The following is a 22754-nucleotide window of genomic DNA, read 5'->3' as shown; positions in this document are numbered from 1 at the left end:
GTTAAATTTCACCTTATTTGCAGGAACGTTGTTCTTTTTATGAACCCGGATGACTATAACGACCACGGTATGTTGCGATTGCCGCTGTGGTTCTGGACGATTTTAATTTTGCAGGCACGAACCTGGCTGTTGTTTGTGATGGCGGGTGCCTCCCGCCAGCAGGGGAGTGATTTGCTGACGTTGTTTTATCCCGATCAGCAAAGTTTCTGGTCCGGGATGTTGCTGGGGCTGCCGCCAGCGCTGGTGTTTCTGCTCAGTGGTCGTCGTCATGTCTGGCCGCGCATCTGGCAGGCCGGGTACTGGTTGCTGCTTGCCGGGATGTTTGTCACTTTTGCTTTGCAGGGATTGGGATTGTGGCAAAGTACTGACATGATTTCTGGCGTGGATATCGTGCTGGCCTTACTGGACGCTGCCGCGCTGGCCTACTGGTTGCTCAGCCGCCGTTTGCGCGCCTGTTTTGATGCCTCACACCGTCTGGCCTGAAGCTTATTCCCCCAGGGGCTGAACTTTTTTGCCGGAAAAGCACTCGAACTGGCGCTTAACAATAATGTTTTGATGATTAATTCACTGTCGGTTTGTCCGCCAGGCCGCGCCGGCCAACGGGAACGGGCAGAAAAGGAGTACGGAATGACTGTTCGCTTGCGGGTTCGCCCTCTGTTGCTGGTGCTGCCACTGATCCTGACTGGCTGTTCGTCGATGTCACACATGTCGTGGCCGAGCGTGTCCTGGTCGAGCATGAATCCGCTTAACTGGTTTGGCAGCAGTGTCACGGTCAGCGATAAAGGCGTCGGCGGCATCACGGCCAGTACGCCGCTGACTGAAGACGCCATCAAAGATGCACTGGACGGCGATTATACGCTGCGCAGCGGTATGTCGATGAGCGACGGAAAAATGCTGAGCTTCTTCCAGGCGATGGATGGCAAAGACGTGAAAATGTCCATCAGCGGTGAGCCGAAAGGCAACGTCCAGCGCGTTGATGTGGTGGATCCTAAAGTTGAAAGCCAATGGGGCGTCAAAATCGGCACGCCATTCAGCAGCCTTTACAGCAAAGCTTTTGATGTATGCGTGAAAGGCGAGGGTGATGACGCGCAGAACGTTGAGTGTAAAGCGCCGCAAAGTGCTCATGTGACGTATGTCTTCAGCGGGATCTGGCATGGACCGGAATCGCTGATGCCTTCCGATGATGCCCTGAAAGACTGGAAGGTGAGCAAAATTATCTGGCGGGCTAATCCGGTTCAGACTTCAGCCGCTCAATAAAAGCCGCTTTCCTGCTGACAAAATCCTCAATGCCTTGCCTTCGCGCAAGGCATTTTTATTGACATCCGGTATGATGTCGCCGGTCAAATTAACGAGGATGAGAAGATGACTCAGGTTCAGAGCGGCATTTTGCCCGAACATTGCCGTTTCGCGATTTACATTGAAGCGAAAGCTCAGGGTGACCTGGATGCGCTCCGGCAGGGCTGCCGTGCATTTTTGGCCGTACTGGAAGACATGCAGAAAAAATTTCCTACCGAACATCTTGGTGCGGTCGTGGCCTTTGGCAATGATGTGTGGCGTGATTTATCCGGCAATCAGGGCGCGGATGAACTGAAATCTTTCGAGCCATTGGGCAAAGGTCTGGCACCTGCAACGCAGCGCGATATGCTGCTGCATATTCAGTCCCTGCGTCATGACGTGAATTTTGCGCTGGCACAGGCGGCTCTGAAAGCGTTCGGCAGTTCGATTGTGGTTGAAGAAGAAACTCACGGTTTCCGTGCGATCGAAGAACGTGACCTGAGCGGTTTCGTTGACGGTACTGAAAACCCGAAAGCCGAAGCGCGTGCTCAGGTAGCAATTATTCCTGAAGGTAGCGTCGATGCCGGTGGCAGTTACGTGATGGTTCAGCGCTGGAAACATAATCTGGTGCAATGGGAACGCTTCTCCGTGCAACAGCAGGAAGAAGTCATTGGCCGTACGAAAGACACCGATGAAGAACTGGATTCAGAAACCCGTCCGGACACGTCTCACGTCAGCCGCGTAGATCTGAAAGAAGACGGCAAAGGCCTGAAAATTCTGCGCCAGAGCCTGCCTTATGGCACAGCCAGTGGTGAGCACGGTTTATATTTTATCAGCTATTGCGCCCGTTTGTGGAACATTGAGAAACAACTGCTGAGCATGTTTGGCGATCTTGATGGCAAACGTGATGCCATGCTGCGCTTCACCCGTCCGGTGACCGGCAGCTATTATTTCGCCCCTTCGCTGACCCGCCTTTTAGCACTATAGGTTTCTTTAGCGCGTTCATTCTCGGACGCGCTGCCTCTCTCCTTTCTGCAATTCCCCCTTCAGTTGTTAATGCCTTATAGCTTTTCATGCTTGAAAATCACCAAATGGTATATAAAACCGTTACAGCCTGAGCCTCAGTTATAAATACACTGTGTAATATTGAGCGGCATTTATCAGCGTCGCATATCGGTTCACTCACCTAAGGCTAAGCATGAAAACACTCGGATTTACTGGCAGCGTGCTGAAAGGTTCCGTGGCGGCATTGTTGCTGGCCAGCGGAGCGGCTTCGGCGACTGAACTGCTTAATAGCTCTTATGATGTGTCCCGTGAACTTTTTGCTGCACTGAATCCGCCATTCCAGAAACAATGGGCCGATCAAAACAACGGCGACAAACTGGATATCAAACAGTCACATGCCGGGTCTTCCAAGCAGGCGCTGGCGATTTTGCAAGGCCTGAAAGCGGATGTGGTGACTTACAATCAGGTGACCGATGTGCAGATTTTGCATGATCGCGGCAATCTGATCCCGGCCAACTGGCAAAGTCGTCTGCCTAACAACAGTTCGCCGTTCTATTCCACCATGGCGTTTCTGGTGCGCAAGGGCAATCCAAAGAATATTCACAGCTGGGACGATTTAGCGCGTCCGGGCGTAAGCCTGGTGTTCCCGAATCCAAAAACCTCCGGCAATGGTCGTTATACCTACCTCGGTGCCTGGGGCGCGTTCAATCTGGAAGACAATAAAAAACAGACGAAAACACGCGAGAAGATGGCAAGTTTCCTGAAAAACGTGCAGGTATTTGATACCGGCGGCCGTGGCGCGACGACCACTTTTGTGGAACGCGGACTGGGTGATGTGCTGATTAGCTTCGAATCGGAAGTAAACAACATTCGCAAACAGTACGGTGACGATCAATACGAAGTGATTGTTCCGAAGGTGGACATTCTGGCCGAATTCCCGGTGGCTTGGGTGGACAAAAACGTCGAGAAAAATGGCACAGAGAAAGCCGCAAAAGATTACCTGAATTATTTGTGGAGCCCGCAGGCGCAGAAAATCATTACCAGTTTTAACTACCGTGTGTATGACAAAACGGCAATGGCGGCAGCGAAAGGGCAGTTCCCGGATACCCAATTGTTCAAAGTTGAAGATCAGTACGGTGGCTGGCCACAAGTGATGGAAACCCATTTCAGTACCGGCGGTGAGCTGGACAAACTGTTAGAGCAAGGTCACAAGTAATGTTGTTGTCGAGCAAACGCGTATTACCCGGATTCACCCTGAGCCTTGGCAGCAGCCTGCTGTTCGTCTGTCTCGTGCTGTTGTTGCCGCTGAGCGCACTGGTGATGCAGTTGTCACAAATGACGCTGGCGCAATACTGGGATGTGATCACCAACGGTCAGGTTGTCGCGGCGTATAAAGTCACGCTGCTGGCGGCGGGCGTGGCGAGTCTTTTCAACTGCTTCTTCGGCATGCTGATGGCGTGGATCCTGACCCGTTATGAATTTCCGGGTAAAAGCCTGATCGACGGGTTGATGGATTTGCCGTTTGCTTTACCGACGGCGGTTGCGGGTCTGACGCTGGCCGGTCTGTTTTCGACCACCGGTTTTTACGGTCAGTGGTTGGCGCATTTTGATATTAAAGTCGCCTACACCTGGCTGGGTATTGCAGTGGCAATGGCCTTCACCAGTATCCCTTTTGTGGTGCGTACCGTGCAGCCGGTGCTGGAAGAATTAGGTCCGGAATACGAGGAGGCGGCAGAAACACTGGGTGCTTCGCGCTGGCAGAGTTTTCGCCGCGTGGTGTTGCCGGAAGTGATGCCTTCACTGCTGGCGGGAACGGCGTTGTCCTTCACCCGCAGCCTGGGCGAATTCGGCGCGGTCATTTTCATTGCCGGTAACATTGCCTGGAAAACTGAAGTCACCTCGCTGATGATTTTTATCCGCTTGCAGGAGTTTGATTACCCGGCAGCCAGCGCAATTGCATCGGTTATTCTCGCCGCCTCGTTGCTGCTGCTGTTTGCGATTAACACCTTACAAAGCCGTTATGGCCGTCGTCTGGGAGGCCAGTAATGTCTGATACTCCGGCTTTTGCAGGGGAAAAACGCCAGCGTATTGACTGGGTGAAATGGTCGCTTATCGGCACTGGTGTACTGATTTGTGTGCTGTTGCTGGTTATTCCGATGATCAGCATTTTTGTACTGGCCTTTTCCGACGGTATTGCGGCGGTGTGGAAGAACCTGTCTGATTCCGACATGTTGCATTCCATCTGGCTGACGGTGCTGATGGCGCTGATTACCGTGCCGGTGAACCTGATTTTTGGCACGCTGCTGGCCTGGCTGGTGGCGCGTTTCAATTTCCCGGGACGTCAGCTGTTACTGACGCTTATCGATATCCCGTTCGCGGTTTCGCCGGTTGTGGCAGGCCTTTTGTATCTGCTGTTTTATGGCACTAACGGCCCGATTGGCGGCTGGCTGGATGCGCATAATATTCAGTTCATGTTCGCCTGGCCAGGCATGGTGATGGTGACGGTATTTGTCACCTGTCCGTTTGTTATCCGTGAGCTGGTGCCGGTGATGTTGAGCCAGGGCAGCCACGAAGATGAAGCTGCGGTATTACTCGGTGCGTCCGGCTGGCAGATGTTCCGTCGCGTAACGTTACCGAATATCCGCTGGGCTTTACTGTACGGCGTGGTACTGACCAATGCCCGTGCGATTGGCGAATTCGGCGCAGTATCTGTGGTTTCCGGGTCTATCCGCGGCGAAACTTACACGCTGCCATTACAAGTTGAGTTACTGCATCAGGACTACAACACAGCTGGCGCGTTTACTGCCGCCGCACTGTTGACCCTGATGGCAATTGTCACACTGTTTCTGAAAAGCGGCCTGCAATGGCGTCTGAAACGCCATAACGACCGTCTTGAACGGGAGGAAAGTCATGAGCATTGAAATTAACGGTATCAACAAATATTTTGGCCGCACGAAAGTGCTCAATGATATCTCGCTCGATATTGCTTCCGGAGAGATGGTTGCACTGCTCGGGCCTTCCGGTTCGGGTAAAACCACGCTGCTGCGCATTATTGCCGGGCTGGAAAACCAGAGCGCCGGACATCTGAGTTTTCACGGTAAAGACGTGACACGCCTGCATGCCCGCGATCGTCAGGTCGGTTTCGTGTTCCAGCATTACGCGTTGTTCCGCCATATGACGGTATTTGACAACATCGCCTTTGGTCTGACGGTTCTGCCACGCCGCGAACGTCCGAACGCCGAAGCGATTAAACAGAAAGTCATTAAATTGCTGGAGATGGTGCAATTAGCCCATCTGGCAAATCGTTATCCGGCACAGCTTTCTGGCGGTCAGAAACAACGTGTGGCGCTGGCCCGTGCGCTGGCGGTTGAACCTCAAATTCTGTTGCTCGATGAGCCTTTCGGTGCGCTGGATGCGCAGGTGCGAAAAGAGCTGCGTCGCTGGCTGCGTCAGTTGCATGAAGAGCTAAAATTCACCAGCGTGTTTGTAACACACGATCAGGAGGAGGCGATGGAAGTCGCAGACCGCGTGGTCGTCATGAGTCAGGGCAATATTGAACAGGTTGGTGCGCCGGAAGAAATCTGGCGTGAACCGGCAACCCGTTTCGTGCTCGAATTCATGGGTGAAGTGAATAAAATCGGCGGAGAAATTCGCGGCTCTCAGTTGTATGTCGGTGCACATCACTGGCCGCTGGAGAACCCACCGCTGCATCAGGGTAAGGTAGATTTATTCCTGCGTCCGTGGGAAATGGAAATTACGGCGCACACCACACCACGCTGCCCGTTGCCGGTAAAAGTACTGGAAGTCAGCCCGCGTGGCCATTTCTGGCAGCTCATTGTACAAGCTGACGGCTGGCACGATGAACCGCTGGCAGTGGTACTTTCTGACACCCACGGAAATACCGCCCCTCAGCGCGGCGATCGCTTTTACGTCGGCGGGCTGAATGGCCGCTTGTATGCCGGTGATCAGCAGTTACAGCCTGTTGAGCTGGCAAAAACGGCCTGAATAAAGGATCCTTACATTCAAAGCAGCAGTAAGCTGCTTTGAATGTATGCCCATACTCTCTTTACTTCTCATCACACCACCTTATTTGTTTTTTCCTCCGGCTGCTTTTTAATTATCTGATTTTTATATTCATATCTCTTCCTGATAAATAAAATCTATATTTAAAATGATTGTGAACAGTTCTTGCTGTATATACTATTCGCATAGTGTTTTTTGTTGGTTTAAATGTAATGGCAATTGTTGTTTTACACGGCATATCATGGAAGGTTATGGATTATTATATTTTATATTAGGGAGTCGTATGGACGGGTTGTTCGTAAATTATTTTTTCTTAATATTTTCCTTAATTGCAGGGCTAATGGTGGGGAGTTTTCTGAATGTTGTTATTTACCGATTGCCAAAAATGCTGTTCTCGCAATTTGAAGGAAATCACACGCGCTCATTTAATCTCTGCTGGCCACCGTCGCATTGTCCTGTTTGCGAAAAGTTGTTGCTGAAACGCGATAACATTCCTGTCTTTAGCTGGCTGGTTTTAAAAGGCAAGTGCCGCCATTGCCGCACGGGTGTTCCTTCAGGTTATCTGATTTGTGAGGTGACCGTTGGTCTCTGGTTTTCCCTGATGGCCTGGTATATGCTGCCGCACATTACGGTCACTGAATTCATTTTTAGCATGGGCTTTTTCAGCGTGTTATATGCTCTGGCTATGATTGATATTAAACACATGATATTGCCAGACTCCCTGGTGTATATATTGCTATGGGGCGGTTTGCTGGCATCGGTGATGGACATTATTCCGGTATCACCTCTGAACTCTATTTTGGGCGTTATTGTTTCCTGGGTAGTAATGTTGAGTGTGCTGGAATTATATAAAAAGATCCGCGGTCAGGATGGCCTGGGCAATGGCGACGTTAAACTTTATAGTGCAGTTTCTGCCTGGCTGGGGTTGGATTTATTGCCACAATTAATTTTAATTTCTTCTGTTATCGGATGTGTTTTCTATCTGGTCGTTCGGGTGTATTACTCAGCGATACTTCGTGTTTCTGAAAATCCATTTATTACAGAAAATAAGGCCATTCCTTTTGGCCCTGCTATCGCTCTGGCTGCCTTAATTTTTTTCCATGCGAATATTGTGGTCTTTTGAGTTTCAGGTGAGGCCACGCTGCGAAACTTAGCCATAAACGATGCGTCGCTGTTGACCGAAAAAGTCAGCTCAGGGTGTTCACCGCTTTGTATCCGGACAGATAAATGGCTTTCGCACTGACTTCCCCGCGACAACTGATTGCCAATCATTCCCCCTGCTGTTAATTTTCTTCTATTGCAGATTTAAAGAGCGGTCACTGACCGCTTTTTTTCATATTCGAAATATAAGGCAAGCACTTTGAGTACGCTCGAACACTACATCGGTAATACGCCTCTGGTGAGATTACAGCGCCTGACCGCGGGGCTCGACAGCGAAATCTGGGTCAAGCTGGAAGGCAATAATCCCGCGGGCTCAGTGAAAGACCGTGCGGCACTGTTCATGATTGAGCAGGCGGAAAAGCGCGGTGAAATTCATCCCGGTGATACGCTGATTGAAGCCACCAGCGGCAATACCGGTATCGCGCTGGCGATGATAGCGGCACTGAAAGGCTATAAGCTGAAATTACTGATGCCGGAAAACATGAGCCTTGAGCGTCAGGCATCCATGCGCGCTTACGGTGCTGAATTATTGCTGGTCAGCCGTGCGCAGGGAATGGAAGGTGCGCGGGATCTGGCTCTGGAAATGGAACAGCAAGGGCTGGGGAAGGTGCTGGATCAGTTCAATAATCCGGATAATCCGCTGGCGCACTTTACCACTACCGGGCCGGAAATCTGGCAGCAAACGCACGGTCGTATTACGCATTTTGTGTCGAGCATGGGGACTACCGGTACCATCACCGGCGTCAGCCGCTTTCTGCGCAGTCAGCACGCGGGGGTGAAGATTGTCGGATTGCAGCCTTCTGAAGGCAGCAGTATTCCGGGCATACGCCGCTGGCCGAAAGAGTATTTGCCGGGCATTTTCAGACCGGAGCTGGTCGATGAAGTGATGGACATGGGACAGAACGAAGCGGAAGACACCATGCGCGCTCTGGCACGGGAAGAAGGACTCTTTTGTGGAGTGAGTTCCGGCGGTGCTGTAGCGGGCGCATTGCGTGTCGCAAGAAGCCATCCCGGCAGTGTGATTGTAGCGATTGTCTGCGATCGCGGTGACCGCTATCTTTCGACCGGCGTGTTTTCTGATTAAGAACTCATAGCGATAAACGCGGTCACATTACAAAGGCAGGCCTTAGCGCCTGCTTTTTGCTTTTTGAGCGACGCTAACAGATTGATTTTAATCTTCTATAATAGGAATAGTATTTTACACGACAACTTTGTTCCTTACACTGCGCTTTCAGCGATATGAAATTCTGTCAGAGACTGTGTAAAAAAAGAGTAAAAGCGGCTGCGTAATGCAGGGTTAGTGGTAAAAATGACCAAAATTTTAGCCAGGCGGAAATAAAGAATGAAAATTTTATTAGTCGATGACGATCTCGAATTAGGGACCATGCTCAGCGAATATCTGATTGCAGAAGGTTTTGATGCCTCTCTGGTGCTGACCGGCAAAGCGGGCGTGGAAGGGGCGATGTCCGGCGAATATACCGCGATGATCCTCGACATCATGCTGCCGGATATGAGCGGAATTGATGTCCTGCGTCAGGTGCGCAAAAACAGCCGCCTGCCGATCATCATGCTGACCGCCAAAGGTGACAACATCGACCGCGTTATCGGCCTGGAAATGGGCGCCGATGATTACATGCCAAAACCGTGTTACCCGCGTGAACTGGTTGCGCGTCTGCGTGCGGTATTGCGTCGTGTGGAAGAGCAGCAGGAATCGCACACTGATTCTTCATCAGTTAACTACGGCGACCTGACGCTCAATCCTGCCACGCGCAGCAGCGAATGGCGTGGGGTTCCTTTTGACCTGACGGCGTCTGAATTCAATCTGCTGGAACTGTTGCTGCGTTCTCCTGAACGTGTGGTTTCAAAAGATGAGCTGTCAGAAAAAGGCCTGGGCCGACCGCGTGAAGCCTATGACCGCAGTATTGATGTTCACATCAGTAATATCCGCCAGAAACTGGGGTCACTGGAAGGTGGCGATATCCTGACTATTGAAACGGTGCGCAGTATTGGCTATCGCATACGCTAAACGACTGCGCGGAAAACTGTTCTGGAAAATCCTGCTGGGATTCTGGTTCACGTTCGTGGCGATCACTCAGGGACTTTGGGTTGTTTTTGCTTTTTATAATCCGCATGAACCGCCGGAAAGCGGCATTGCCCGGCGTTTTGTGAAACTTCAAATTACCTCGGCGGTTTCAACGTTGCACAACGGTGGTATGCCGGCGCTGAACGCGATGATGGCTGACTGGCCGGATGATGACAGGAAATTTTTCTCGGTCACCCCTTCGTTGCTGCCCGCGAAAGGCAATACGATTAAGGATCTGGAACCCGGTAAAATCCCACATGAAGTCGTGCAGTTTGTACAGGGGCCGGACGGGCAGGGCTACCGGTTGAAATATGATGTCGACGGGCTGATGCATGAGTATCGTCCGAGGCGTCACAGGGACTGGCTGAATATGCCTCCGCCGCTGTTATGGCTGGGGGGACTGGGCGGATTACTGTTCAGTGCGATGCTGGCATGGAACCTGACCCGTCCTATGCTGCAAATGCGTAAAGCCTTCGGGCGCGTGGCGCAGGGCGATTTATCGGTCCGCTTGTTTACCAGCATGGGTAAGCGGCACGATGAATTGTCGGAAGTAGCACGCGATTTCGACTCAATGGCTGAACGTTTGCAGGTTCTGGTGAAGGCGCGTGAAGAGCTGCTGCATGACGTTTCGCACGAGCTGCGTTCTCCGCTGGCGCGTTTGCAACTGGCAATCGGTCTGGCGAGACAGAATCCTTCGAACGTGGAAACCTCTTTAAGCCGTATAGAACATGAGGCCGGGCGTCTCGATAAGATGATCGGAGAGTTGCTGGCACTTTCCCGAACGGAAAGCAGTGAAATCCCGGATGAAGAGTATTTCGATTTGTACGGGCTGGTGGAAGCGGTGGTTAACGACGCACGCTATGAGGCGCAGTTGCCGGGCGTGGAAATCGCGCTCTATCCGGAATCACCCGATGACCTGGATTACACCGTGAAAGGCAACGCTGAGCTGATGCGACGCGCTATTGATAACGTAGTGCGTAATGCGCTGCGTTTTTCCGCCGGCGGGCAAACGATCACTGTTTCACTGGCACAGGTTGAAGAGTATTTGCAGATTGAAGTTGCCGATCAGGGGCCGGGTGTGGAGGAAGATAAGCTCTCAAGTATTTTCGACCCGTTCGTGCGTGTTAAATCGCCGCTGTCAGGTAAAGGCTACGGCCTGGGGCTCGCGATCACCCGTAAGGTGATGCTGGCGCATGAAGGGAAAGTGGATGCCCGTAACGCGCAGCCGCATGGACTCATCATCAGCCTTCAGGTCCCGCACTGGAAATCCGCGTCATAATTCGAGTCGAAGAATCAGTAAATAACAGGCAATAAAAAACGGCGCTGATTAGGCGCCGTTTTTTTAACTTCTTGCTTTACTACTCGCTGAGCGAATTACTTCTTGATGCGGATGATTGGGGTTTCGCCCACAGTCACGCTACCAGTCAGTTTAATCAGCTCTTTGATCTCGTCCATGTTAGAGATGACAACCGGAGTCAGGGTAGACTTCGCTTTCTCTTCCAGCAGAGCCAGATCAAACTCGATAACCAAATCGCCTTTCTTAACACGTTGGCCTTCTTCAGCGATGCGTTTGAAGCCTTCGCCTTTCAGTTCAACGGTGTCGATACCGAAGTGCACGAACAACTCAATGCCGCTGTCGGATTCGATTGAGAAAGCATGGTTAGTTTCGAAGATTTTACCAATAGTGCCGTCAACCGGAGCAACCATTTTGTTGCCAGATGGTTTGATAGCAATACCGTCACCAACGATTTTCTCAGCGAAAACAACGTCTGGCACATCTTCAATGTTGACAATCTCACCAGAGATTGGCGCTACGATTTCAATAGTGCCAACGTCTTTTTTATCATCAGAAACCAATGATTTCAGTTTATCGAACAAACCCATGATCTTCTCCTAAGCATTAATTTGGGCAGCTTTACCAGCATCGCGCAATTAGCAGAGTGTTTTTTCTTCAATGAACTTGTTAACCAGGTTCATCAACTCTTGCGCCGTAGGTTGGGCCAGGGCCTGATCTGCCAGCGCTTTCACATCTTCGAAGTTTGTATTGCGAATAATTTTCTTGATGCGTGGGATAGAGATAGCACTCATGCTGAACTCATCTAACCCCATGCCCAATAGAAGAAGTGTAGCACGTTCGTCACCGGCTAGCTCGCCGCACATCCCTGTCCATTTACCGGCAGCATGAGATGCGTCAATAACTTGCTTGATTAAACCAAGTACTGACGGAGACATCGGGTTGTACAGATGAGAAATCAGTTCGTTACCGCGATCCACAGCCAAAGTATACTGGGTAAGATCGTTTGTACCAATACTGAAGAAATCGACTTCTTTTGCCAGATGATGAGCAATCACCGCAGCAGCCGGAGTTTCAACCATCACGCCGACTTCGATAGTTTCATCGAATGCCTGACCTTTTTCGCGCAACTGAACTTTCAGCAGTTCGAGCTCTGCTTTCAGTTCACGCACTTCTTCAACAGAAATGATCATCGGGAACATGATGCGCAGTTTGCCGAACGCAGAAGCACGCAGGATACCTTTCAGCTGGTCGTGAAGAATTTCTTTACGGTCCAGACAGATACGGATTGCACGCCAGCCCAGGAACGGGTTTTCTTCTTTTGGCAGATTCATGTACGGCAGGTCTTTGTCACCGCCAATGTCCATAGTACGCACGATAACTGCCTGTGAGCCCATCGCTTCAGCAACGGCTTTATATGCCTGGAATTGCTCTTCTTCGGTAGGCAGGCTGTCACGGTCCATGAACAGGAATTCTGTACGATACAGGCCGACACCTTCAGCGCCATTGCGCTCTGCACCAGCGACGTCGCGCACGGTACCGATGTTGGCACAAACTTCAACCTGATGACCATCCAGCGTGATTGCTGGCAAATCTTTCAGTTTAGTCAGTTCGTCTTTTTCAGAGATGTACTGGTTCTGAACGGCTTTCAGCTCGTCAATAACGTCTGCTGTCGGGTTGACATAGATTTTATTGTTAACAGCATCGAGGATCAGATAGTCATCATTTTTGACTTGTTTGGTCACGTCGCTGGTCCCTACAATTGCAGGTAATTCCAGTGAACGAGCCATGATTGAGGTGTGAGAAGTACGACCACCCAAATCAGTAATGAAGCCCAGAACCTTGTTCAGGTTCAGCTGAGCAGTTTCGGATGGCGTCAGATCGGTCGCAACCAGGATAACTTCGTCCTGGATGGAGCTCAGATCAACGATGGCCATGTCGAGAATGTTGCGCAGGAGACGCTTACCGATGTCACGTACGTCAGCCGCACGTTCTTTCAGGTATTCATCATCAAGCTCTTCCAGGGCTTTTGCCTGGCCTTCAATGACAGAGAAAGCAGCAGCGTCAGCAGAAGCATGCTCGTCTTTGATAAGGGCTATGATTTCCTGTTCAAGCTCTTCGTCCTCCAACAACATGATGTGGCCTTCGAAGATGGCTTCTTTCTCTTCACCGAAGGTCTCACCGGCTTTGGTCTTGATCACTTCCAGCTGAGCTGAGGCTTTTGCACGGCCAGCGAGGAAACGTTCAATTTCCTGATCAACGTGATCAGGAGAGATTTTTTTCCGGTTGATGACAATTTCATCTTCTTTCAACAGAAGTGCTTTGCCGAAAGCGATACCGGGAGATACTAAAATGCCTGAAATCATAACCCTACCTTTCTCTTGACTGGTTTAAACGATATAAGAGCGGCTGAGTGTTACTCGAGCTCTGCCATCAGTTTTACCAAGTGTTCAACGGCTTTCTGCTCGTCTTCACCTTCAGCTGAGAGGGTCACAACGGTACCTTGGGTCAGGCCCAGAGTTTGCAGTTTAAACAGGCTTTTAGCACTGGCGCTTTTGCCGTTTGAAGTCACAGTGATGTCAGAAGCGAAACCTTTAGCTTCTTTCACGAACTGTGCAGCAGGGCGGGTGTGCAGACCATTAGGAGCGGTGATTGTAACTTCTTGCTGGAACATTGTTGTTTCCCCAACTTATTAAAGTAATGTTGTGGAGCTAAAGTTTAGCTTATGCGCTTTACTTTAGCCTGTAGAGATTAGCGCCTGACTATGGTCAGGGGCAGGTTCAGATGCAACAGAAAAGAGAAAATAACGCACTCAGCGATAAAACTCTTTGCCCTAGATCTAGGCTTTCCTGTTATTTCTCCATTATGCCGTGATTTTCCCTCTTGTAACAAATCGGTAAATCGATTCAGCGGGCGGTTTCATGGAGGCTATTAATTTCGCGCATCGAAATAATTGTCCGGTTAAATACTAAACCTGGAGGGTAAAATCAATCACAGAGTGGTACAAACTTTGATGTAGCCCACAAAAAAGCACCCCGGAAGGTGCTTTTTTATACGCTTTTAGGGATGTGGCATTATTGTTGCAATTCTTTTTCCGTAAACAAATCTGCAAATAATGCGGTACTCAGATAGCGTTCGCCGGATGATGGCAGGATAACCACGATGGTTTTATCCGCAAACTCGGGTTCCAGAGATAATTTTACCGCAGCCTCAACCGCGGCACCGGAAGAAATTCCCGCCAGAATACCTTCTTCTTCCATCAGACGGCGTGCCATCTGGATGGATTCATCGTTAGTGATCAGCGTGACTCGATCCAGCAGTTCCAAATCCAGGTTACCTGGAATGAAGCCTGCGCCGATGCCCTGAATTTTGTGCGGGCCCGGTTTGACTTCTTCGCCGTTCAGCGTCTGGGTAATAACCGGCGAATCCGTAGGTTCAACGGCTACCAGCTTCACGCTGCTTTTTTTGCTTTTCAGATAACGACCAGTACCGGTGATGGTACCGCCGGTGCCCACGCCTGCAATCAGTACATCGACTGCGCCATCGGTGTCTTCCCAGATTTCCGGGCCGGTGGTTTGTTCATGGATAGCCGGGTTGGCCGGGTTGCTGAACTGCTGAAGGATAAGATAACGGGAAGGATCGCTGGCCTGAATTTCTTCGGCTTTCGCAATTGCGCCTTTCATGCCTTTCGCGCCTTCAGTCAGCACCAGATTGGCACCGAGAGCTTTAAGCAGTTTACGACGCTCAACGCTCATGGTTTCCGGCATGGTCAGCGTCAGTTTATAACCGCGCGCGGCAGCGACGTAAGCGAGTGCAATACCGGTGTTGCCGCTGGTAGGTTCAACCAGTTCGATATCTTTGGTCAGGATGCCTTTCTTTTCAGCGTCCCAGATCATGTTTGCACCGATACGGCATTTCACGCTGAAGCTCGGGTTACGTGACTCGACCTTAGCCAGAATCCGACCATTACCGATACGGTTCAGACGAACCAGTGGCGTATGGCCAATTGTTAATGAATTGTCTTCATAGATCTTGCTCATAACCCGTCCTTTAACTGTATGAAATATTCACGGTGTGAAGCTTTCAACACTATGAAATTAGTGGGAATCAGGAAAGCATACGCGAACCGCTTTCCCAGTGAAGTAAGGTTTTGGTATTTGGTATATCGATACGTTATTAAGAAATAAGTTTGAGGGAGAAAAGTCAAGCATAGCAGGCAGCCGCCCGCTGGCGGCTGTGAGGTAAAATGTTATTCCCGGATGGGATTCACGTCGGTATTGTTTTTAACGTAAACATGGCGATAGCGGTCGCACCACATGGCGGTGGCACCGCATACCGCGACCGGCAGGATCACCAGATTAAGCACCGGGATCATCGTAAACAGGCTGACCAGCGAACCAAACTGCATATTGTCGATTTTGTTGCTGCCAAGCGAGCGGCGCATATCCGCAAAACTCACCTTATGATTATCGAACGGATAGTCACAATACTGAATCACCACCATCCAGGCGCTGAAGAAAAACCACAGCACCGGCGCGATGGTCTGGCCGATCACCGGAATAAAGTACAGCGCGAATAGCAGCAGGGCGCGCGGCAGGTAATACGCCAGTTTTTGCCATTCGCGTTTCATGATGCGCGGCAGATCTTTCATGATGCCCCAGATGCCGGTATCAGGCAGCGGTTTACCGGTCAGACGGGCTTCAAGCTGTTCGGCGAGCAATCCACTGAACGGTGCGGCAATCCAGTTGGCGATGGTGCTGAAGAGATAGCTAAACACCAGCACCACGGAAAGTACGGCCACCGGCCATATCAGATAATCCAGCCAGCTGAGCCATGACGGCACCTTGCTCATCATGGCGGGGATCCATTCTCCCAGCTTGGTAAACAGCCACCAAAAGGCGCCGCCCATCAGTAATACATTCACGGCCAGCGGTAAAATCACAAAACGTCGTATCCCTGGTAAGGAAATGAGCGTCCAGCCCTGTTTGAAGTAATGCACGCCGTTTTCATGTCTGGCGCTTTGCGATGAAGTCATAAACGAAATTTTCTCTCTGAGTTGAATGACATGGGCTATCATATCGGTATGATTTTCCACTGGCTACCAGTGGATTGGCTGAAAAAACAGCAAAAAAAGGTGCAACTGCCCTATTTATTAGCAGAAAGTAGAGTCGAGACTTGCACTTATCTACGTGGGCAAATAGAGTTAATATTGTGAATGTTTGCCGTGGTGGCAATGAATTAGAACAACAGAGATAGCAATGATGCAGGATTTGCGTCTGATATTAATCGTTGTTGGCGCGATCGCCATAATAGCGTTGTTGTTACACGGTTTGTGGACCAGCCGTAAAGAACGCTCTTCGCTGTTTCGCGATCGTCCAGCTAAACGTGTGAAAAAAGAACGGGAACAATCTCCGCCTGACGATTTCGTCGATGGAGTGGGGGAAGTGCGCGTGCGTCCTGCTTATCCTCAGGATGAACCGACTTTTGGTCAGTACGATGAGCCAGAACAGACTGCACCGCCACGTCAGCCGCAGGGTCAACCTGCGCAGCCAGCGCCTGCACCTGCTGCTCGTCCTCAACAACCGGCTCAGCTGCAGCAGCATGCTGTTCAGGACGATCCGTTGCTGAGTGGTTATTCAGCCGCTGAATCAGCACCTGCACCGCGTCGCGAACCTGTTGCTGATTTTGCGTCTCAGGACTATACGCCTGAAGCCAAAGCGCACGCTCCCGTACCGCCTCAGGAAATTCATGCGGACGCGGCACCTGCTGCGAAAGCCGAACCTCAGGCTGCACCTTTTGCTCCGGCGGAAGAAGCACCGGCTGAGAAAGCGAAACTGAAAGAAACGGTTCTGGTGCTGCATGTTGCCGCGCATCAGGGTGGCGTTATCGGTGGTGAAGTGCTGTTAAACAGCGTGCTTCAGTCCGGCTTCCAGTTTGGCGCTATGAATATTTTCCATCGTCATGTTAGCCCTGCGGGCAGCGGTCCGGTGTTGTTCAGTCTGGCGAATATGGTCAAACCGGGTTCTTTTGACCCTGACAATATGTCCGACTTTTCCACGCCAGGTGTGACGTTGTTTATGATGGTGCCTTGCTTCGGTGACGCGCATCAGAACTTCAAACTGCTGTTACAGTCTGCCCAGCGTATTGCCGATGATGTCGGTGCGATGGTGCTTGACGATGAGCGTCGTATGATTACGCCGCAGAAGCTCGAAACGTACAAAGCGCGGATCCGTGAGGTCCTCGAGGCGACTGCCTGATAACGGCGTTCGTGAAATACCCTTTCCCCTAACCCCCGCTTGCCGGGGGTTTTTTATCTCCACGGTGAGTCATGGCCACTATCGAAGAACAGATCAATCACTTACGCACTCAGCTGCGCCATCACGAATACCAGTATCATGTTCTTGATGCGCCGGAAGTGCCGGATGCTGAATACGACCGTCTGATGCGTGAATTGCGCGAACTGGAAACCGCACATCCTGAGCTTATCACTGCGGATTCGCCGACGCAGCGCGTGGGTGCCGCGCCGCTTTCTGCTTTCGAGCAGGTGAAACATCGGGTGCCGATGTTGTCGCTGGACAACGTATTTGATGAAGAAAGCTATCTGGCGTTCTACAAGCGCGTGCAGGACAGGCTGAAAACCGCCGAGCCGCTGACATTCTGCTGTGAGTTGAAACTCGATGGTCTGGCGGTAAGCCTGCTGTATGAAAATGGCGAACTGGTGCAGGCGGCCACGCGTGGTGACGGCACCACCGGTGAGAATATCACGGCGAACGTGCGGACTATCCGCGCGATCCCTCTGCGTCTGCATGGCGACAATATTCCAGCCCGTCTTGAAGTGCGTGGCGAAGTGTTTATGCCGCAGCCGGGCTTTGAGGCAATGAATGACGAAGCGCGCCGCACGGGAGGCAAAGTGTTTGCCAACCCGCGCAATGCCGCTGCCGGTTCATTGCGTCAGCTTGATCCCCGCATTACCGCCAAACGTCCGCTGACGTTCTTCTGTTACGGCGTCGGGTTGCTGGAAGGTGGTGAATTACCTCGCAGCCATTATGAACGCCTGCAACAATTCAAAGCCTGGGGTTTACCGGTCACCGACCGCGTACGGGTTTGCACCGGCAGCGACGAAGTGCTGGCATTCTATCGTCAGGTCGAAGCCGACCGTCCATCACTGGGTTTTGATATCGACGGCGTGGTGGTGAAAATTGACTCGCTGGATATTCAGGAAACGCTGGGCTTTGTTGCACGTGCTCCGCGCTGGGCAACGGCCTTCAAATTCCCGGCGCAGGAACAAATCACGCTGGTGAAAGACGTCGAGTTTCAGGTCGGACGTACCGGTGCGATCACGCCGGTGGCACGTCTGGAGCCGGTGCTGGTGGCAGGCGTGATGGTCAGTAATGCCACGCTGCATAACGCCGATGAAATTGAGCGTCTTGGCCTGCGTATCGGCGATACCGTGATTGTACGCCGTGCCGGGGATGTTATCCCGCAGGTGGTCGGCGTGGTGCTCGATGAACGTCCGCAAGATGCCCGTGAAGTGGTTTTTCCGACGCTTTGTCCGGTCTGTCATTCAGATGTCGAACGTGTCGAAGGTGAAGCCGTGGCGCGTTGTACCGCAGGTCTGATTTGCGGCGCGCAGCGCAAAGAGGCGCTGAAGCATTTTGTTTCCCGTCGCGCGCTGGACGTTGACGGCATGGGTGACAAAATTATCGACCAGCTGGTCGAGAAAGAATATGTCAAAACGCCGGCGGATCTGTTTCGTCTGACCGCAGGTAAACTCACCGGTCTGGATCGCATGGGGCCGAAATCGGCACAGAACGTGGTGAATGCGCTGGAGAAAGCCAAAGAAACCACACTGGCGAGATTCCTGTATGCGCTGGGTATTCGCGAAGTCGGCGAAGCCACAGCGGCAAATCTGGCGGCGCATTACGGTTCAGTAGAAGCACTGAGAGCGGCGGATATTGAATCGCTGAAAACCGTGCAGGACGTCGGTGAAGTGGTGGCGAAGCACGTGGTTAATTTCCTGTCGGAAGAACATAACCAGCAGGTAATTGATGAGCTGTTAAGCCCGGAAATCAATATTCACTGGCCGGAAGTTCGGGTGATTGTACCGGAAGAAATCGACAGTCCGTTTGCCGGTAAAACTGTGGTATTAACCGGATCGCTCTCGATCCTTTCCCGGGATGAAGCCAAAGATCGTCTGACTGCGCTCGGCGCGAAAGTGTCCGGCAGTGTGTCGAAGAAAACCGATCTGGTGATCGCCGGTGAAGCGGCGGGTTCCAAACTGGTGAAAGCGCAGGAACTGGGAATTGAAGTGATCGACGAAGCGGAGATGATCCGCCTGTTGGGTGAATAAACAATGGAAAAAGAAGATCTGATCCAGATTGCCAATATGGTGATGCCGTTCGGTAAATATGCCGGACGTGTACTGATCGACTTGCCGGAAGAATGTTTGCTGTGGTTTGCCCGTAAGGATGAATTTCCGCAGGGAAAGCTGGGTGAACTGATGCAGCTGACGCTGGCGATTAAAAGCGAAGGGCTACAGAGTCTGATCAATCCGCTGCGCCGTAATGGTCCGGGACTGGGTGGCAGCGATGAGTAAACGTTATCCCTGAATAAAACAAAGGCGCTGATATCAGCGCCTTTTTCTTTTGGTTTTTCTGACAATCTTATTCAGTTACTGCCGCTGGTTTCAGCGCCGCTTCCTGCTGTTTTTTCTGGTAACGTTTCGCCAAAACCGCGCAGGTCATCAGCTGAACCTGATGGAAAATCATCAGTGGCAGCACCATCATGCCAATCGCGCTGACCGGGAACAGAATGTTGGCCATCGGGATGCCGTTCGCCAGACTTTTCTTCGAGCCGCAGAACACAATGGTGATTTCGTCCGGTTTGCTAAAGCCCATCCAGCGCGCCATGTATGTATTAATTACCAGAATAAAGGCCAGCAGCACCAGACTGAACACCACGATAAACAGCAGTGAACCGATGCCCACCTGATGCCAGATCCCTTGCGTGACCGCTTCGCTGAAAGCGGAATAGACCACCAACAGAATTGATGTCTGGTCGGTTTTGCCAATCATTTTGCGATGACGCTCTACAAAACCACCGATCACCGGACGTAGCAAATGTCCGGCGATAAACGGTACCAGCAGTTGCAGCACGATATGCCCGACCTGCGCCAGACCATTACCGGTTTCGCCCTGAACGTGCATCAGCAAACTGACCAGAAGCGGTGATACAAATATCCCCAGCAGACTGGACGCCGACGCGCTGCACACCGCTGCCGCCACATTGCCGCCCGCCAGTGAGGTAAATGCAATTGCTGACTGCACGGTAGCTGGCAGAATACACAGATAGACAAAGCCGCTATAAATTTGCGGGCTGACATCCACCGGATGCCACCACTGGAACAGCAGGCCGAGGATCGGGAACAGAATGAATGTGCTGAACATCACCCATAAATGCAGCCGCCAGTTATTACTGCCCTGAAAAATCGCCTCGCGGGAAAGCTTGGCACCGTGCATGAAAAACAGCAGGCCGATGGCGAAAATAGTCAGGTTATTGAAGAAAGCCACGAACATGCCGCTGGCCGGAAAGAAGGTGGCCAGCAGAACGACGGCGATGAGTGTCAGGGTGAAGCGATCGGGTAAGAAGCGCATAACAATTCTCGAATAGTTGTTTCTCAATGCGGCTATTCTCTGCCTTTGCAGTACAATTAAAAAATTGATTTATTTAATCCATTGATGCAGAAAATTCATGAATTATTCTCTCAGGCAACTTCGCGTATTTGTGGCGGTTTCACGCCATGGCAATTTCAGCCGGGCTGGTGAGGCCATTGGTCTGAGTCAGTCGGCGGTCAGCCACAGCATGAAAGAGCTGGAAGTCGAAATGGGCGTGAGGTTGCTGGACAGAACTACGCGTGAAGTCGCACTTACGGATGCGGGTTTGCGGCTGGCTAACCGCGTCGAGCCGCTGATCGATGAACTTCACGCCATGTTGCTCGATACCCGCAGTTTCGGCACGCAGCACAATGGCCGCGTGCGGATTGCCTCCAGCCAGACCATTTCCGCGCAGCTCATGCCGCAATGTATTGCCAGCGGTGCGCTGCAATATCCTGATATCCGTGTGTTACTGCGCGACCAGGCCCAGCAACTGGTGCTGAACAGCGTGAGAAATGCGGAAGTGGATTTCGGGATTGTGATCGACCCCGGTGAAAGTACCGATCTCGATTGCGAGCCGGTTTTGCACGAACCCTTTCTGTTGTTGTGTCGCGAAGACCATCCCTTTGCCTCCCGCTCCGTGGTGGAATGGCAGGCGCTAAACGGCTGTAAACTGGTCCTGCAGGATTACGCCTCCGGGAGCCGGATGCTGATCGACGGCGCGCTGAAAGCGCAAAAAGTGAAGGCGGAAATCGCGCAGGAAATTGGCCATCCGGCAACATTATTCCCGATGGTGGAAGCAGGGATTGGGATCAGTGTAATACCCGCGCTGGCGCTGCCCATGCCGCAGGGAAGCCGGCTGGTTATCAAACCGCTGGTGCCGGAAATTAACCGCGTGCTGATGCTGGTGAAACGCAAAAACCGGTCTTTATCTCCCGCCGCGCAGGCTATCTGGCAGGTCGTGAAAGAACAGGCGGAACAGCTGAGTGAAAAGCGCAGCCAGCAGGGCGTGTACGGTTCCTGACGTCTTGCCGGCTGTTTCGGGCACTAACTGCGATTACACGTAAATGTCGATGGCGTTGGTGTCCGAAGGTTTATTAACACCTGCTTCTTTTTTCGCTTCGGCAGCGGCCTGCTGTTGTTGTTGCTGCTGAAGTGCCTTCTGAGCCTGCTGCTGTTCGATTTGTGCAATCTGCTGTTGCAGCATTTCGATTTGCTGTTGCAGAAGTTCCTGTTGCTGCTGAACGTCTTCAGAGCTGCCGCCTGAGCTGCTCAGGTTTTTCACCTGCTCAGTCAGTTTGGCAATCTGTTTAGTCAGCTGAGCAATCTGGCTGGCACTGCCGGAGTCACCGGTGGACGCCGTGCTCACCGAACTGCTGGTGGCGCTGATAGTCGTCATATAAGCCTCACTTTGTGGGAATCAAAATTTTGCACGTAAGGGTGCTTAACTGGTATCGGCGGCGCGCTGTGAGGCTTTACCTGCTTTTCATATTCCTTACAGATTTAACGATTTTCTTTCGAAAAAAGCCTGCACCTGTAGCTTTGGCCAGCATTCCAGCCAGCCTTTACTGCTGACTCGCTCTGCAAAGACGCTGGCGATCGCATGGCGCGGATTGGGTGTGACAGTGAAAGTAAAAAGCGATTCCAGCCCGAGGGGCGCATTCAGTTCAATCTGTCCGGTGGCATTTATCCTTGCACCGATGGCGGTTTCCACTTCGACCCAATGACTTATCGCCTCAGCGCTGGACACATAGGGTGCGTGCCCGTGGCGCTCATGCATACGCGCCTGATTTTTGACCGACCAGGGTAAATCAGGGGATTTCTCCCGCAGAAGTTGCTCGTAGCGCTCATCCGCTTCCACGGAACAATCTTCAGGATCGAAATACACCACGTCGATATCGTTAAGCGGCGTGGCATTTTCATACCCGTGCAGACGGTCCCAGACCAGATTGCGGACGAATCCTGCGGCCAGCCAGGCGTCATTCAGCCTCAGTTCGCTGGCCTGCATCAGTGCCCGCAGGTGCAACGGTTCTTCCCTGAGCCAGGTGATGATTTGCTGTTCCCGATTGATCACGTGCAGTTCTCCTTTTTTGATGCCCGGATTGTAGCGTCATTTTGTGAAGTTTTGACAACGCACCGTTTCGGGCGCGAGTCTGGTACGGCACGCGCCAAAATGAAGCAAATCACCCGCAAAAATTGCGCCAGACCGCAGCGGCTCAGGGTTTATTAAGTGGTACAGCCTTTGCAACAGCCTGCCTGA

The 22754-nt window shown here is 51.7% G+C and carries 22 protein-coding genes and 1 pseudogene; 15 read left to right on the top strand and 8 right to left on the bottom strand.

Features of this window, described 5'->3' with window-relative positions; genetic code table 11:
* Positions 1-39 precede the first annotated feature (39 nt).
* The 11 genes from D5398_RS08865 to D5398_RS08815 all read left to right on the top strand — a co-directional run bounded on the left by D5398_RS08865 (position 40) and on the right by D5398_RS08815 (position 10826).
* Positions 40-483: a DUF2919 domain-containing protein gene (locus D5398_RS08865; RefSeq protein WP_120507267.1), complete on the top strand. Its 444-nt coding sequence runs from the start codon at positions 40-42 to the stop codon at positions 481-483.
* 144 nt (positions 484-627) lie between these two features.
* Positions 628-1257, top strand: coding sequence for an RpoE-regulated lipoprotein (locus D5398_RS08860; RefSeq protein WP_120507266.1), 630 nt, complete (start codon positions 628-630; stop codon positions 1255-1257).
* A 105-nt stretch (positions 1258-1362) separates the two neighbouring features.
* Positions 1363-2262, top strand: coding sequence for a Dyp-type peroxidase (locus D5398_RS08855; RefSeq protein ID WP_120507265.1), 900 nt, complete (start codon positions 1363-1365; stop codon positions 2260-2262).
* Positions 2263-2473: 211 nt separating this feature from the next.
* Entirely contained in the window at positions 2474-3496 is a 1023-nt protein-coding gene (gene cysP / locus D5398_RS08850; protein ID WP_120507264.1) for a thiosulfate ABC transporter substrate-binding protein CysP, read from the top strand.
* Complete coding sequence (gene cysT, locus D5398_RS08845; protein ID WP_120131678.1) at positions 3496-4326, top strand: sulfate/thiosulfate ABC transporter permease CysT; 831 nt, start codon at positions 3496-3498, stop codon at positions 4324-4326. Before cysP ends, cysT begins: the two co-directional genes overlap by 1 nt.
* Complete coding sequence (gene cysW / locus D5398_RS08840; RefSeq protein WP_120507263.1) at positions 4326-5201, top strand: sulfate/thiosulfate ABC transporter permease CysW; 876 nt, start codon at positions 4326-4328, stop codon at positions 5199-5201. Before cysT ends, cysW begins: the two co-directional genes overlap by 1 nt.
* Positions 5191-6285, top strand: a complete 1095-nt coding sequence (gene cysA, locus D5398_RS08835; protein WP_120507262.1) for a sulfate/thiosulfate ABC transporter ATP-binding protein CysA — start codon at positions 5191-5193, stop codon at positions 6283-6285. The genes cysW and cysA overlap by 11 nt, the downstream gene beginning before the upstream one ends.
* 301 nt (positions 6286-6586) lie before the next feature.
* A complete protein-coding gene (locus D5398_RS08830; RefSeq protein ID WP_162940738.1) occupies positions 6587-7426 on the top strand; it encodes a prepilin peptidase in 840 nt (279 codons plus the stop codon).
* Between the two features lie 237 nt (positions 7427-7663).
* Complete coding sequence (gene cysM / locus D5398_RS08825) at positions 7664-8548, top strand: cysteine synthase CysM (RefSeq protein WP_120507260.1); 885 nt, start codon at positions 7664-7666, stop codon at positions 8546-8548.
* 258 nt (positions 8549-8806) lie between these two features.
* A complete protein-coding gene (locus D5398_RS08820; RefSeq protein ID WP_120507259.1) occupies positions 8807-9490 on the top strand; it encodes a response regulator transcription factor in 684 nt (227 codons plus the stop codon).
* Entirely contained in the window at positions 9471-10826 is a 1356-nt protein-coding gene (locus tag D5398_RS08815; protein WP_120507258.1) for a HAMP domain-containing sensor histidine kinase, read from the top strand. The genes D5398_RS08820 and D5398_RS08815 overlap by 20 nt, the downstream gene beginning before the upstream one ends.
* Positions 10827-10921: 95 nt before the next feature.
* Here the strand turns inward: D5398_RS08815 and crr are convergent, their stop codons facing one another.
* From crr to cysZ, 5 genes and pseudogenes are all read right to left on the bottom strand, one after another.
* A complete protein-coding gene (gene crr / locus D5398_RS08810) occupies positions 10922-11431 on the bottom strand; it encodes a PTS glucose transporter subunit IIA (protein WP_095922976.1) in 510 nt (169 codons plus the stop codon).
* Positions 11410-13207, bottom strand: a pseudogene (gene ptsI / locus D5398_RS08805) (phosphoenolpyruvate-protein phosphotransferase PtsI). Before ptsI ends, crr begins: the two are co-directional and overlap by 22 nt.
* A 50-nt stretch (positions 13208-13257) precedes the next feature.
* Positions 13258-13515: a phosphocarrier protein Hpr gene (ptsH, locus tag D5398_RS08800; RefSeq protein ID WP_013574433.1), complete on the bottom strand. Its 258-nt coding sequence runs from the start codon at positions 13513-13515 to the stop codon at positions 13258-13260.
* Between the two features lie 400 nt (positions 13516-13915).
* Positions 13916-14881, bottom strand: a complete 966-nt coding sequence (gene cysK / locus D5398_RS08795; RefSeq protein WP_120507256.1) for a cysteine synthase A — start codon at positions 14879-14881, stop codon at positions 13916-13918.
* 209 nt (positions 14882-15090) lie between these two features.
* Positions 15091-15876 carry a sulfate transporter CysZ gene (gene cysZ / locus D5398_RS08790; RefSeq protein ID WP_120507255.1) on the bottom strand — a complete coding sequence of 262 codons (786 nt, stop codon included), beginning with the start codon at positions 15874-15876 and terminating at the stop codon, positions 15091-15093.
* Between the two features lie 223 nt (positions 15877-16099).
* On the opposite strand from cysZ, the gene zipA reads away from it, so the two are divergent.
* The 3 genes from zipA (at position 16100) to D5398_RS08775 (ending at position 19437) form a co-directional block, all read left to right on the top strand.
* Positions 16100-17098, top strand: coding sequence for a cell division protein ZipA (gene zipA, locus D5398_RS08785; RefSeq protein ID WP_120507254.1), 999 nt, complete (start codon positions 16100-16102; stop codon positions 17096-17098).
* Positions 17099-17169: 71 nt separating this feature from the next.
* Positions 17170-19191 carry an NAD-dependent DNA ligase LigA gene (ligA, locus tag D5398_RS08780; RefSeq protein ID WP_120507253.1) on the top strand — a complete coding sequence of 674 codons (2022 nt, stop codon included), beginning with the start codon at positions 17170-17172 and terminating at the stop codon, positions 19189-19191.
* Between the two features lie 3 nt (positions 19192-19194).
* Positions 19195-19437, top strand: coding sequence for a DUF3820 family protein (locus D5398_RS08775; RefSeq protein WP_120507252.1), 243 nt, complete (start codon positions 19195-19197; stop codon positions 19435-19437).
* 67 nt (positions 19438-19504) lie between these two features.
* Here the strand turns inward: D5398_RS08775 and D5398_RS08770 are convergent, their stop codons facing one another.
* Positions 19505-20494 carry a bile acid:sodium symporter family protein gene (locus tag D5398_RS08770; protein WP_120507251.1) on the bottom strand — a complete coding sequence of 330 codons (990 nt, stop codon included), beginning with the start codon at positions 20492-20494 and terminating at the stop codon, positions 19505-19507.
* Positions 20495-20591: 97 nt separating this feature from the next.
* Between D5398_RS08770 and D5398_RS08765 the strand changes: the two genes are divergently transcribed.
* Positions 20592-21518, top strand: coding sequence for a LysR family transcriptional regulator (locus D5398_RS08765; protein ID WP_120507250.1), 927 nt, complete (start codon positions 20592-20594; stop codon positions 21516-21518).
* A gap of 33 nt (positions 21519-21551) precedes the next feature.
* On the opposite strand, the gene D5398_RS08760 is transcribed toward D5398_RS08765, so the two are convergent.
* Both D5398_RS08760 and D5398_RS08755 read right to left on the bottom strand, forming a co-directional pair.
* Positions 21552-21893 carry a FlxA-like family protein gene (locus D5398_RS08760; RefSeq protein WP_120507249.1) on the bottom strand — a complete coding sequence of 114 codons (342 nt, stop codon included), beginning with the start codon at positions 21891-21893 and terminating at the stop codon, positions 21552-21554.
* Positions 21894-21989: 96 nt separating this feature from the next.
* Positions 21990-22565, bottom strand: coding sequence for a nucleotidyltransferase family protein (locus tag D5398_RS08755; RefSeq protein ID WP_162940747.1), 576 nt, complete (start codon positions 22563-22565; stop codon positions 21990-21992).
* Positions 22566-22754 lie beyond the last annotated feature (189 nt).

This window comes from Rahnella bruchi (assembly GCF_003614975.1).
Taxonomy (GTDB): domain Bacteria; phylum Pseudomonadota; class Gammaproteobacteria; order Enterobacterales; family Enterobacteriaceae; genus Rahnella; species Rahnella bruchi.
Note: the sequence above shows the minus strand (reverse complement) of the source record. Positions and strands in the feature narration are given on the sequence as shown.